Source organism: Williamsia serinedens (assembly GCF_024171725.1).
GTDB classification, from domain to species: domain Bacteria; phylum Actinomycetota; class Actinomycetes; order Mycobacteriales; family Mycobacteriaceae; genus Williamsia_A; species Williamsia_A serinedens.
In genome coordinates this window covers 147,168-159,770 of record NZ_JAMTCG010000006.1, presented here as the reverse complement: position 1 = coordinate 159,770, position 12,603 = coordinate 147,168, and the positions used below count along the sequence as shown (strand labels likewise).

The 12,603-nt window shown below is 69.1% G+C and carries 14 protein-coding genes; 8 read left to right on the top strand and 6 right to left on the bottom strand.

Going from position 1 to position 12,603, the window contains the following annotated elements; translation table 11 throughout:
* Positions 1-253 precede the first annotated feature (253 nt).
* Genes LX12_RS16640 through thiD form a run of 3 tightly spaced genes read left to right on the top strand, consistent with a single transcriptional unit; the run spans position 254 to position 2,823 of the window.
* On the top strand, positions 254-1,183 hold the full coding sequence (locus LX12_RS16640; RefSeq protein ID WP_253655696.1) for an ATP-binding cassette domain-containing protein: 930 nt from the start codon (positions 254-256) through the stop codon (positions 1,181-1,183).
* Positions 1,180-1,947 carry an ABC transporter permease gene (locus tag LX12_RS16635; RefSeq protein ID WP_253655695.1) on the top strand — a complete coding sequence of 256 codons (768 nt, stop codon included), beginning with the start codon at positions 1,180-1,182 and terminating at the stop codon, positions 1,945-1,947. The genes LX12_RS16640 and LX12_RS16635 overlap by 4 nt, the downstream gene beginning before the upstream one ends.
* A gap of 30 nt (positions 1,948-1,977) precedes the next feature.
* A complete protein-coding gene (gene thiD, locus LX12_RS16630) occupies positions 1,978-2,823 on the top strand; it encodes a bifunctional hydroxymethylpyrimidine kinase/phosphomethylpyrimidine kinase (RefSeq protein WP_253655694.1) in 846 nt (281 codons plus the stop codon).
* 18 nt (positions 2,824-2,841) lie between these two features.
* On the opposite strand, the gene thiC is transcribed toward thiD, so the two are convergent.
* Complete coding sequence (gene thiC / locus LX12_RS16625) at positions 2,842-4,491, bottom strand: phosphomethylpyrimidine synthase ThiC (protein WP_253655693.1); 1,650 nt, start codon at positions 4,489-4,491, stop codon at positions 2,842-2,844.
* A 345-nt stretch (positions 4,492-4,836) separates the two neighbouring features.
* On the opposite strand from thiC, the gene LX12_RS16620 reads away from it, so the two are divergent.
* Positions 4,837-5,181: a GNAT family N-acetyltransferase gene (locus LX12_RS16620; protein WP_253655962.1), complete on the top strand. Its 345-nt coding sequence runs from the start codon at positions 4,837-4,839 to the stop codon at positions 5,179-5,181.
* A complete protein-coding gene (locus tag LX12_RS16615) occupies positions 5,178-5,636 on the top strand; it encodes a limonene-1,2-epoxide hydrolase family protein (protein ID WP_253655961.1) in 459 nt (152 codons plus the stop codon). The genes LX12_RS16620 and LX12_RS16615 overlap by 4 nt, the downstream gene beginning before the upstream one ends.
* On the opposite strand, the gene LX12_RS16610 is transcribed toward LX12_RS16615, so the two are convergent.
* On the bottom strand, positions 5,606-6,400 hold the full coding sequence (locus LX12_RS16610; protein WP_253655692.1) for an exodeoxyribonuclease III: 795 nt from the start codon (positions 6,398-6,400) through the stop codon (positions 5,606-5,608). The two genes, LX12_RS16615 and LX12_RS16610, sit on opposite strands and share 31 nt — an antisense overlap.
* Before the next feature lie 84 nt (positions 6,401-6,484).
* Here LX12_RS16610 and LX12_RS16605 point away from each other — a divergent pair, with 84 nt between their 5' ends.
* Both LX12_RS16605 and fmdA read left to right on the top strand, forming a co-directional pair.
* A complete protein-coding gene (locus tag LX12_RS16605) occupies positions 6,485-6,766 on the top strand; it encodes an FmdB family zinc ribbon protein (RefSeq protein ID WP_253655691.1) in 282 nt (93 codons plus the stop codon).
* A 38-nt stretch (positions 6,767-6,804) separates the two neighbouring features.
* Entirely contained in the window at positions 6,805-8,058 is a 1,254-nt protein-coding gene (fmdA, locus tag LX12_RS16600) for a formamidase (RefSeq protein WP_253655690.1), read from the top strand.
* 13 nt (positions 8,059-8,071) lie between these two features.
* Here the strand turns inward: fmdA and LX12_RS22295 are convergent, their stop codons facing one another.
* The 3 genes from LX12_RS22295 to LX12_RS16585 form a co-directional block, all read right to left on the bottom strand.
* The gene (locus LX12_RS22295; protein ID WP_253655689.1) at positions 8,072-8,611 is read right to left on the bottom strand and encodes a CHAP domain-containing protein; all 540 of its coding nucleotides are present in this window, start codon (positions 8,609-8,611) and stop codon (positions 8,072-8,074) included.
* A 4-nt stretch (positions 8,612-8,615) separates the two neighbouring features.
* Entirely contained in the window at positions 8,616-9,056 is a 441-nt protein-coding gene (locus LX12_RS16590; protein WP_253655688.1) for a hypothetical protein, read from the bottom strand.
* Between the two features lie 399 nt (positions 9,057-9,455).
* A complete protein-coding gene (locus tag LX12_RS16585) occupies positions 9,456-10,451 on the bottom strand; it encodes a hypothetical protein (protein ID WP_253655687.1) in 996 nt (331 codons plus the stop codon).
* On the opposite strand from LX12_RS16585, the gene LX12_RS16580 reads away from it, so the two are divergent.
* Entirely contained in the window at positions 10,441-11,712 is a 1,272-nt protein-coding gene (locus LX12_RS16580; RefSeq protein ID WP_253655686.1) for an HNH endonuclease signature motif containing protein, read from the top strand. The two genes, LX12_RS16585 and LX12_RS16580, sit on opposite strands and share 11 nt — an antisense overlap.
* Here LX12_RS16580 and LX12_RS16575 read toward each other — a convergent pair.
* Positions 11,697-12,536: an FAD:protein FMN transferase gene (locus LX12_RS16575; RefSeq protein WP_253655685.1), complete on the bottom strand. Its 840-nt coding sequence runs from the start codon at positions 12,534-12,536 to the stop codon at positions 11,697-11,699. The two genes, LX12_RS16580 and LX12_RS16575, sit on opposite strands and share 16 nt — an antisense overlap.
* Positions 12,537-12,603: the final 67 nt, after the last annotated feature.

The following is a 12,603-nucleotide window of genomic DNA, read 5'->3' as shown; positions in this document are numbered from 1 at the left end:
CCAGATCCCGCCCAGGGTGCACTCGATGTCGTCGACCGTGCAGTCGACCCATAGCCGCCCGTGGCTCGCCGCGTGCTGTGCACACTCGTCGGCATCCACCGCACGGTGGGCGCGCATCTTCTGCACGGTCGGCGGCTGTTGTCGGCACGGTCGACGTGCAGTTTCGGCACACTCGGCGCATCCACGCGGGGTCGAGCGCGTTCCATCCTTTCGTCCGATGCCCGGCCGGGCGACTGCTGGCATAGTCGCCGCTGTGATCAAGGTGCAAGGACTGACGAAGACGTACGGGGGGACCCGCGCCGTCGACGACCTCACGTTCGAGGTCAAGCCGGGCATGGTCACCGGCTTCCTCGGACCGAATGGCGCGGGCAAGTCGACGACGATGCGGATGATCCTCGGGCTCGACAACCCGACCTCGGGGACGGCGACCATCAACGGTGTCCCCTACCGCGAACTCAGCGACCCGCTCCGTCAGGTCGGTGCGCTGCTCGACGCGAAGTGGGTCCACCCGAACCGGTCCGCCCGATCGCATCTGCGGTGGATGGCCGCCGCGAGTGGGATCGGGACCCAGCGGGTCGACCAGGTGCTCGCCGACGTCGGGCTGACCGCGGTCGCCGGGAAGCGCGCCGGCGGGTTCTCCCTCGGCATGTCGCAGCGTCTCGGTCTCGCGGGGGCGCTGCTGGGCGACCCCGGTGTCCTGCTCTTCGACGAGCCGGTCAACGGCCTCGACCCCGAGGGCATCGTCTGGATCCGCAAGTTCATGAAAGCGCTCGCCGCGCAGGGTCGTACGGTCCTCGTGTCTAGCCACCTGCTGACGGAGATGTCGCTCACCGCGGACCATCTCGTCGTCATCGGCAAGGGTCGACTCATGGCCGACTGCTCCGTCGAGGAGTTCACCAGCCAGGCACAGCGGACGGTCACCGTGCGCAGTCCCCAACTGCCGGAACTGCATCGGATCCTCGAGGCCGAGGGTCTGCGACCGGCACCCAAGTCCGACGGCTCGCCAGTCATGACCGTCCCCGACACCACCACCGACCGCGTCGGAGAGCTGGCCGCGGCGAACAGCATCGTCCTGCACGAACTCTCGGGCAGCGTCGCGTCGCTCGAGGAGGTCTTCATGTCGTTGACCGCGGGCGAGGTCCAGTACTCGGGCACCACCGGCCCGCAGGGAGGCGCACGATGATCAGCCACGCCATCGACGCGGAGCGCATCAAACTGCTCAGCACCCGATCGCCCTACTGGTGCGTCGGCATCGTCGTCGTCCTCGGGATCCTGCTGTCCGTTCTCATCGGTGTCATCGCCGGCAGCGACGCCAGTGGCAGTTCCGACCTGCGTGACCCGTCGGCCTTCTCGATCGGTGTGTCCCAGATCGGCGTGATCGTCCTGATGATCATGGCCGTCCTCGCGGTCACCAGCGAGTTCCGCTTCGGGACCATCCGCACCACGTTCCAGGCGATCCCGCGACGCGAGCTGGTTCTGGGCGCCAAGGCGATCGTCTACGGCGGACTCGCCGGCGTCGTCACGCTGATCCTGGGCATCGTCACCATCGTCCTCGGGACGTCGCTCGCCGGCGACGCGGGATCGGCCATCGACCTCGGCGGGTCCGAGGCGGTCCGCCAGTACTGGGGCATCCCGGTCTACGCCGTCCTCTGTGTCCTCATCGGACTCGGGATCGGCGCGCTCGTGCGGCAGAGCGCCGGCGCGATCGTCATCCTGCTGATCTGGTCGCTGGCGCTCGAGGGGATCATCGGCATCATCCCGAAGGTCGGTCCGGCGGTGAGCCCGTACCTGCCCTTCAACAACGGCGCGCACTTCATCAGCGAGAGTGCCGTCGGCGACAGCATCGACTACCCGTGGGGTCCCTACGGATCGCTGCTGTACTTCGCGTTGTGGGCGGTGCTGATCTTCGGCGCCGGCATCGCGGTCACCCAGCGCCGCGACGCCTGAGGCCGGTGCGGTCGGCGTAGATTCACCCCTGTGGAACTGCTGCCGACCGCACCTCTCGGACAGACACCCGTCCGCGCGATGACCATCGCCGGCACCGACTCCGGCGGTGGTGCCGGCGTCGCCGCCGACCTGCGGACCATGGCTCTCGCGGGGGTGCACGGATGCGTCGCCGTCACCGCGGTCACCGTTCAGAACACGCTGGGCGTGACCGGTGTGCACACCATCCCACCGGAGACGGTGGCCGCCCAGATCCGTGTCGTCGCACAGGACATCGGGCTGAACGCGGTGAAGACCGGCATGCTCGCGACCGGGGCGATCATCGACGCCATCGTCGACGTCGCCGCCGAGGTGGGTATCGGCCGGGACCGTCCGATCCCGCTCGTCGTCGACCCGGTCTGTGCCTCGATGCACGGCGACCGCCTGCTCGCGGTGGAGGCGATGACCGCCCTGCGTGAGCGTCTCATCCCGATCGCGACGGTTGTCACCCCCAACCTCGACGAGGTCGTCCTCATCACCGGCATCGAGGTCGTCGACGACGAGACCCAGCGTGCCGCCGCGGTCGCGCTGCACGAGATGGGTGCGCAGTGGGCGATCGTCAAGGGCGGTCACCTGCGCTCGAGCCCGCGAAGCGCCGACATCCTCTACGACGGAACCGATTTCCTGCGACTCGACTACGAACGGATCGACACACCGCACGACCACGGTGCCGGCGACACCCTCGCGTCGGCGATGACGAGCGCACTCGCGCACGGTATGTCGGTGCCCGACGCCGCCCGCTTCGCCAAGGGCTGGGTCAGCGAGTCGATCCGGTGGTCGTACCCGCTGGGCGCCGGCCACGGACCGGTGAACCCGCTCTGGCGGGTCGCGAACTACTGACCCGCCAGAGCGTGATCGTCAGCCGACGGGCTCGATCGGTAGGTAGACGTTCTTGCCGCTCGCGATGAACTCGTCGGACTTGCGGTCCATCTCGCGGGCGAGCATCGCGTCGATGTCGGCCTGGGTTCGCAGGTCGTTCTCCTCGGCGAACGCACGGACGTCGGCGGAGATGCGCATCGAGCAGAACTTCGGTCCGCACATCGAACAGAAGTGCGCCGTCTTCGCCGGCTCGGCGGGCAACGTCTCGTCGTGGTACTCGACGGCGGTGTCCGGGTCGAGGGCGAGGTTGAACTGGTCGTTCCAGCGGAACTCGAACCGGGCGCAGCTCAGGGCGTCGTCTCGCTCCTGGGCACGGGGATGTCCCTTCGCGAGATCGGCTGCGTGCGCGGCGATCTTGTACGTCACCACGCCGACCTTCACGTCGTCCCGATTCGGCAGGCCCAGGTGTTCCTTCGGGGTCACGTAGCAGAGCATGGCCGTCCCGGCCTGCGCGATCATGGCCGCACCGATCGCCGAGGTGATGTGGTCGTAGGCGGGCGCGATGTCGGTCGCGAGAGGCCCGAGTGTGTAGAACGGCGCCTCCTCACACCACTCCTCCTCGAGCCGCACGTTCTCGGCGATCTTGTGCATCGGGACGTGTCCGGGGCCCTCGATCATCACCTGCACGCCGTGGCTCTTCGCGATGCCGGTCAGCTCGCCGAGCGTCCGCAGCTCGGCGAACTGGGCCTCGTCGTTGGCGTCGGCGATCGACCCCGGGCGCAGCCCGTCGCCGAGCGAGAAGGTGATGTCGTACCGACGGAAGATCTCGCACAGCTCGTCGAAGTGGGTGTACAGGAACGATTCCCGGTGGTGGGCGAGGCACCACGCGGCCATGATCGACCCGCCGCGGGAAACGATGCCCGTGACCCGGTGCGCGGCGAGCGGCACGTACCGCAGGAGCACGCCGGCGTGCACGGTCATGTAGTCGACCCCCTGTTCGGCCTGCTCGATCACCGTGTCGCGGTAGATCTCCCACGTCAGCTTCGTCGGGTCGCCCTTCACCTTCTCCAACGCCTGGTAGATCGGGACGGTCCCGACGGGCACCGGTGAGTTGCGCATGATCCACTCGCGCGTCAGGTGGATGTCGTCGCCGGTGGACAGGTCCATGATGGTGTCGGCGCCCCAGCGCGTCGCCCACACCATCTTCTCGACCTCCTCGGCGACCGACGACGTGACCGCCGAGTTGCCGATGTTGGCGTTGACCTTCACCGCGAACGCCTTGCCGATGATCATGGGTTCGGACTCGGGGTGGTTGTGGTTGGCGGGGATCACCGCGCGGCCCGCGGCGACCTCCGAGCGCACCAGCTCGACGTCCACGCCCTCGCGGGCGGCGACGTACCGCATCTCCGGGGTGACGAGACCGGCTCGCGCCCAGGCCAACTGGGTCGACGCGCCGTCGACGGGATCGGGACGGGTCCACGTGTCACGGGTCCGTGGCAGGCCACCGTCGAGATCGGTGTGCGGTGTGGCGTCGGTGTACGGACCCGACGTGTCGTACAGGTCGAGGTGCTCGCCGTTCGACAGCTCGACCCGGCGGAACGGCACGGACATGCCGTCGACGGACTCGTGGTGCTTGTGGCTCCCTCGGATGGGCCCGGTGGTGATGGACGTGACGGAATCGGTCGTCATCGAGTGCTCCCTACGCCGGCATTACCCGGTCAGGTTCATTCGGTCGGCGGCCGCCTGCCGCCATCTCAGCCCTCGGTCCGTGAGAGCCCCCGTGGAAGGTGTGCAGTTGTCGCGGGGCCGCGTCGGGCCCCGGCGCGAGCGTACGCGCTCGGTGGGGAACCGGTGGGACGTCGCGTGCGTCTGATGGGTGTGACGGTCCGCGACCGGTCTGTGACCGACCCCAGAGAGCTCGACTCGAAGTGGTCACGAATGACCGAACAGTTCCGTAACTACGCCTACGTAGGTGTAGTTCGCGCTACTGTGATCGCTGTCACACCGATGAACGACGACCTCGAGGAGGTGGCGATGCACGTCAGGCGGAAGAAGAGGCCCGAACAGTCGGCGCAGTCGATCCTGCACCAGTTGTCCGAGGTCAGGCACAACGCGGAGCGCGATCGGTTCGAGCTCTACGTGGCGGGGGATCTCGTCGGCGTGCTCGGCTACTCGGTCGAGGACGTGGGCGGACAGAAGGTCCTGACGGTGCTGCACACCGTCCTGTACGACGAGTTCACGGGGCACGGACTGGCGTCGCGGCTGACCACCGGGGTCCTGCAGTACGTCGTGGACTCGGGTGCCCGGGTGCGTCCCGTCTGCACCTTCACCCGGCACTTCCTCACGACCCACCCGTCGTACGCGGCGGTCGCCGTCTGACCGGTCCGAGGGGTGCGGTCGGGGTCGTCGACGACTTCCTCCACGCCCTTGCCGAGGCCGATCTCGATCGCGCCGCACGACTCCTCGACGACGACCTGCTCTACCAGAACGTCGGTCTGCCGAGCATCCGTACGTCCCGCAGGACGATCGCGCTGTTCCGGCGATTCGTCCGTGTCGGTCGTTTCGACGTCGTCGTGCACCGGGCAACCGGGGACCCGACCGGGACGGTCATGAACGAGCGAACCGACCTGGTGGCGTTCGGTCCGTTCGTGATGACCTTCTGGGTGTGTGGTGTCTTCGAGGTCCGCGACGGTCGGATCACGCTGTGGCGCGACTACTTCGACTTCCTGACGATGGCCACGGCCACTGGTCGAGCCGTCCTCGGCGTGGTCGTGCCGTCCCGTCGGCCGGCGCTGCCCGCCGCTCAGTCGACGTCGACGACGACGGGCGCGTGATCGCTGGCGCCCTTGCCCTTGCGCTCCTGTCGGTCGATGGCGGCGTGGGTGACCCGCGCGGCCAACGCCGGTGAGCACAGGGCGAAGTCGATCCGCATGCCCTCGCGACGGGCGAACCGCAGCTGGGTGTAGTCCCAGTAGGTGAACTCCCGGGGCGTGAAGGGCCGGACGACGTCGCTGTACCCCGCGTCGACGACGGCCTGGAACGCCGCGCGCTCCGGCGCCGACGTGTGGGTCTTGTCCGCGAAATACTCGACGTCCCACACGTCGTCGTCGGTCGGCGCGATGTTCCAGTCGCCGGTCAGAGCGATCGGTGCGTCGGGGGCGTCGGCCAGCCAGCCCGTTCCCGCGGCCTGCAGCGCGGCGAGCCACTCGAGCTTGTACGTGTAGTGCGGGTCGTCGAGGGCGCGACCGTTGGGGACGTAGAGGCTCCAGACCCGCACCCCACCGCACGTCGCACCGATGGCGCGTGCCTCCTGCGCCGGTGTCGTCTCGGCGTCGCGCGCCCATCCGGGCTGTCCGGGGAAGTCCGTGGCGACGTCGTCGAGGCCGACCCGCGAGGCGATGGCGACGCCGTTCCACTGGTTGTGACCGACGGTGGCGACGTCGTACCCGGCCGCCAGGAAGGTCATCGTCGGGAACTGGTCGTCGGAGCACTTCGTCTCCTGCATGGCGAGCACGTCGACATCCGAGCGCTCGAGCCAGTCGACCACGCGCTCCGCCCGCGCCCGGATGGAGTTCACGTTCCACGTCGCGATGCGCATGCCCACCGAGGGTAGATGGCCGCACCGGTGGACAGGTCCGACCGTCGGTCGTAGCGTTCGGGGAACCACCACGACGGGAGTCGCATGCCGCTGTACGTGTTCCGTTGCGCGACGTGTCCCGACGTCGACCGCGCCTTCACGATGGCCGCGGTGCCGGACGAGATCGATTGTGCGACATGCGGAGCATCGGCGCGCCGCGTCATCACCACTGTCGCGTCAGGCGCGGATCCGCTGGCCACCCGATTGCTCGACGCGACGGGCGCCACCGCCGATCGGCCGGCTGTCGTGGCGTCGGTCCCCGGCGGCGGCAGGCCCACCCGTCGCGTCACCACCGACCCTCGGCACCGACGGCTGCCGCGGCCCTAGATCGCAGTCCCCGAGTCCACCCACCGACAGGAGTCCCCATGCCCGAGTTGATCTTCCCGCTGGACTCGACACGGTCCTTCACCGATCAGGAGAAGGTGGGCCACAACCGGTGGCACCCGGACATCCCGCCGGCGGTGACGGTGAAGCCCGGCGACGAGTTCCGCGTGCACTGTCGGGAGTGGTTCGACGGGGCGATTGTCAACGACGACTCCGCCGACGACATCCGTGATGCCCCGCTCGATGGTGTGCACGTGCTGTCGGGGCCGATCGCCGTGGAGGGTGCGAAGCCCGGCGACCTGCTGATCGTCGACATCCTCGACCTCGGGCCGATCCCGCAGGAGGACTCGGGGCCGCTGGCCGGCCAGGGATGGGGCTACACGGGGATCTTCCCGACACTGAACGGCGGTGGGTTCCTCACCGAGCAGTTCCCCGACGCGTACAAGGCGATCTGGGACTTCAGCGGTCAGCGGTGCACCTCACGGCACGTCCCGCACGTCGAGTTCACCGGGATCGTCCATCCCGGCCTGATGGGCACGGCGCCGTCGAAGGACCTGCTGTCGACGTGGAACACGCGTGAGGCCGCGCTCATCGCGACCGATCCCGATCGCGTCCCGCCGCTGGCGCTGCCGCCGCTGCCGAAGGACGCCATCCTCGGCGGTCTGACCGGTGACGCGTTCGACGCGGCCGCCGCGGAGGCGGCTCGCACGGCGCCGCCGCGCGAGAACGGCGGCAACCAGGACATCAAGAACCTGACGAAGGGGACGCGGGTCTTCTATCCGGTGTTCGTCGACGGCGCGAACCTCTCCGTCGGCGATCTGCACTTCTCGCAGGGCGACGGTGAGATCACCTTCTGTGGCGCCATCGAGATGGGTGGGTTCATCGACCTGCGGGTCGAGATCATCCCCGACGGGATGGCCACCTACGGGGTGACCGAGAACGCGATCTTCCTGCCCGGCACCACCGATCCGCAGTTCTCGGAGTGGCTCGCCTTCTCCGGGACGTCGGTGACCCTCGACGGCGAACAGCGTTACCTCGACTCGCATCTCGCCTACCAGCGGGCGTGCCTGCACGCGATCGACTACCTCACCAAGTTCGGCTATTCACCCGAGCAGGCGTATCTCCTGCTCGGCGCCGCACCGATCGAGGGTCGACTGTCGGGCGTCGTCGACATCCCCAACGCCTGCGCGACGGTGTACCTGCCGACGGCGATCTTCGACTTCCCCGTGACACCCAGCGCCGCGGGACCGGTCACCATCGATCCGGGGATCGGGGCGCCGCACTCCAGCTTCTGACGCGACGGAGTGCCTAGCGCGGTGGCGCCAGGATGTAGCTCATCCCGGGCGTGTTCGTGGTCCACCACCATCGCGTGCTGAACGGCCCGCCGGGCCCGTTCATGTCCCAGATGTGGACGGCCACACCGTTTCGTGTGCGGACGACGCGGTCGACCCATCCGACGTGGCCGTACGGACTCGCGCCCTGGACGCCGGGTTGGAACACGACCATCGAGTTCGGTTGTGGCGACAGTGATGTCGACCATCCCGTCGCGCGCGCGTTCCGGTACCAGTCCTTGGCGTTGCCGGCGAGCGCCGCGTACCGGCCGCTGTAGGCTCGGAACTGGTTCATCGCGCCCCAGGTGCATTGGCCGGGCATGCCGGTGTTGTAGCCGATCGTCTTGCCGACGGCGCGTGGTGCGGGTGCCGCCGCGGCGACACCGGCTGTGGGCGCGACGCTCTCGGGGGCGACGGCCCCGGCCACGCCGATGACGGCGGTCGCGGCGAGCGCGGCCACCGCCGCGCGTCCTGCTCTCAGGCCCGCGCGATGAAGGGTGTGCACCACGCGGGCCACGATCTCATCTCGGCGGTCCGGCCGCACCCTTTCCCGCGTCTCCGGGTCCGCCGGGGCCACCGTTCCCGGGTTTCTGCTGCTTGTCGTCCTTCTTCTGCTGTCCGGGCGCCTGCTGCGGACCGGCCGGCGCCTGCTGCTGCTGCTGCGTCGGCGTGTCCTCGGCGGTCGTCGTGGTGGTGGTCTCGTCCGTCGTGGTGGTCGTCGTCGGCTCGGGCGTCGTGGTCGGGACCGTGCTGGTCACCGTCGTGACCCCGGCGGGCGTCGGGTTGTCGTCGCCGCGGCACGAGACGCCGATGGACAGGACGATCACGATGAGCGCGAGCAGCGCGGCGACCCCGACGAGGATCCGGGTCCGACGACGTCGTTCGTCGTCCGGGGGACCGGGGTCCGGAGGTCCCGGCTCGGGCGGCCCGGGATCGATCGGCGGAGGCATGCGCAGCGTCATCGCTGTCAGGTTACGACCCGGGCCGGCCATCCCTGCCCGTCCTGGCCATTCCGTTCGTTGGGCGGCAGGAACCGTCTGTTGGGCGGCGGGAGCACCTGTTGCGCGTCCGACGCGGTTCGTGGGGCCACATCAAGCAGCCGTGGAGCTCGACGATGCCCGGTCTGTGGTCACCGCGCAGCATCGTCTGGAAACCGCCGTCGAACTCGGCGACCCACTCGGTGAGGTCGCCGTGTGACCTCGGTCCGACCCTGGCTGTCACCCGCGCGCAGATGTTTGCAGGGACCGGGGACTCATAGACCTTGCTCCCGGCATCGAGCCAGAACGTGGTCGGAGAGAAGACGTCGCCGGCAGCGGGAGCGTCCGGGAACGGCTCGAGATCCTCGAGGAACCAGAGTTCGGTCACGATTCCTCGTCCAGCACCACGGTGATGAACAGGTCGCCGAGTACGTCGTCTGCAGGTGTGTCCGCCGCGACGGAGGACAGCATGGTGAATGCCCCTGACCTTGATGGGGTGGCCACCGCGACGTGGGTGACCACGCCGGTGATCGTGCCGTGCACCGGCTCGGCCGGTGTGACGGCGACCCGGGGGTCGTCGAGGTCGACGGTGATCCGATCGTGCGGGCGGGGGATGGCCTGGCCGAAGTATGTCGCGGGGGCTGACATCCGCGCCGTGGAGCGCGCTCGTCGGAGCGTGGCTCGATGCGCGGCGACCTCGGCGAGGGTGGGTTCGACGAGGTCGAGGTCGGTGAGCGTCGCGACGAGGCCCACCAGCGTGTAGCCGTCGGAGCCGACGAGTGGTTCGCGGAACGTCTCTGACTCTTGGACCTCCCGGCGACGTAATGGCGCGATGTCGTCATCGACATGGCGAAAGGTCTGGACCAGGCCGCTGACGATCCCGGACGCGCGAACCCCGGGAGCATCGTCGGGCTGCCACGTGAGGAGGACCGTGACACCATCGTCGGGGCTCTCGCCATCCCTCATCCAGTAGGCGGACCCACCCTTGACGATCACCAGCCCGCGATTTGCGTCCCATCCCAGAGGGCGCAGGTCGGCGATGCCGTTGCCGGGCTGGGCGATCAGCTGTCCCGAGACCCGGTCATCGATCGCGGGTGGCGTTCGGCAACAACAGTATTCCCAGGGATCGATCTGAACGGTCAACGATGACGTACGAGAGATCACATGACCACCGGAAAGTCGACGAACCGATGCGCGAAGGCCTCGGGTTCCGGTGCACCTGGACGTGAGCATAGACGACATCGCGACGACGCGATGCCGAGTCGGCACGACGAGACGCGGAATCGTGTGACTGCAGTGCCGAAAAATGTTGTGCACAGCTGTCTTTCGTCGGCAACTGTTGTCGGAACCCTTGTGTAGACATGTCCGTATGGAGCTCACCGGCATCGTCGACGCGCGCGAAGCGCTGCGGTCGGTGATGGCTGTGCTCGCCGATTTGCCGGTCGCTGCCGATGAGTCCGAGACGGTCGACCGGATCTCGTTGATGGAGTCGATCAAGGCGGCCTGTGCCGCCGGCCAGGCCGCGGACACGCTGCGTCTGCAGGAGTTGCGGTCGGCAGCCGAGGCGGAGGCCGGGGTGCCGGTCGAGCGGCGGTGTCGGGGGTTGTCGGCGGAGGTGGCGTTGGCTCGGCGGGTGTCCGGCAACGCCGGCAGCCGACACCTCGGATTCGCGCGGGCGATGGGCGAGATGCCCAACACCTTCGCCCGGCTCCGAGAGGGGTCGCTGTCGGAGTGGCGAGCGACCATCCTGGTCCGCGAGACCGGCTACCTGCAGGTCGAAGACCGCCGGGTCGTCGACCAGGCGCTGTGCGCCGACCCGGCGACCCTCGACGGTGTCGGGGACCGGGCGTTGGAGGCGCTGGCCAAGCGGATTGCCTACGCTCGGGATCCGCAGGCCGTGGTGGACCGGAACGCCAGCGCGCCGAAGGACCGCCGGGTGACCATGCGTCCGAAACCCGATGCGATGGTGCAGCTCTCAGCGCTGTTGCCCATGAAGGCAGGTATCGCCGCGTACGCCGCAGTGAAGCAGCATGCGGACGCGCTTGTCGGGGATGGCGACCGGACCCACGCGCAGGTCATGGCCGACACCCTCCTCGAACGACTCACCGGCAAGGCCGCGGTGGAGGACCTGCCCGTCGCGGTCGACGTCGTGATCACCGGTGATGCGCTCGTCGGGTTCTCCGACGCCGCGGCGGACGTTCCCGGTTACGGGCCGATCCCGGCTGACACTGCGCGGTCGCTGATCTCCGACGCCCTCGACGCCGATGCGCTGGTCACGCTGCGTCGGCTGTTCGCGAACCCGGATTCCGGCGCGCTCGTCGCGATGGAATCTCGGGCCAGGATTTTCCCGTCCGGCCTGCGGCGGTTCATCACCCGCCGCGACGTGTCGTGCCGGATGCCCTACTGCGACGCCCCGATCGCCGAGATCGACCACGCCCACCCCCACAACGACGGCGGGCCCACCGACAGCGTGAACGGCAACGGCCTGTGTCGGACCCACAACCGACAGAAAGAGAACTCCGGTTGGCAGGTCACGACCGCCATCACCGACGACGGCACCCACGAAGCCCTGATCCGCACGCCCACCGGCCACGAGCACTTGTCTCGCGCACCGGATTCACCGGGTCATGCCGCGGCGTGAGGGACGTGGATCGGGGTGGTGACGACGTGCATGTCTTCCGCCTCGGCCCACGCCTGCGCGCGGACAGGGTCGACGTGGGTGAGGACCGCGGCGGCCTGGGCTGTCCCGGCGTCGGCGGCGACCACCCGCACGACGGAGAGGTCGCTGTGTGGTCGAGGCTCGAATGGCCCGCGGGGGAGGTGGGCGATGTCCGCGGCGGTGACGACCGCGCACGCCCGGCCGTCGGCGATCTCCGCCGGGGACGGACTCCCGGAATCGAGGAACCAACCCCCGAGAGGCGGGTGCCCTGCGGTCGCACTCACCGACCCGACGGTCACCATCACGCCACATTGCAGACGGTCGGCGACGCGGTGCGCGGCGTGGTCGGCGAGGAAGGCGCGCCCGGTTGCCATCAACTCCAGGCGGACGTCGACGGGGACCTCGAGGATCCCGCCGCCGAGGCGCGGCCGGTGCCACACCGGGACCACGGGGTCGGTGGTCACGACGATGGGCGCCGTGCCGTCGGAGGTGAACCGCAGCCGGGTCAGGAACCGGTCGTCGGGGATCGAGCTGCGCCGGACCGACTGGGTCGCGCCGTCGGTGATGTCGGCGAAATGCAGTGCACGGGTGGCGATCTGTTCGAGCACGGCACTGACGAGGACCGGGGTTCCGGCCGCGGCGTCGACGGCGTGGATCTCCGCGCCCGGGTCGGTGCGATCCACGGTGAGCGCGACGTTGTGCACGTGGCGGGCGACCTCCCGCGTCGCGGAGTCGAGCGCGGCGGGCTCGGTGACCGACACCGCGATGTCGGTTCCGAGACCGGTGAACTGTGCGGTGGCGATCATGGCGGGCTCCTGTGTTCTCGTGGTGGTGACGCCCACGGTGCTCGCCGAACCTGGACACCGACTGTGA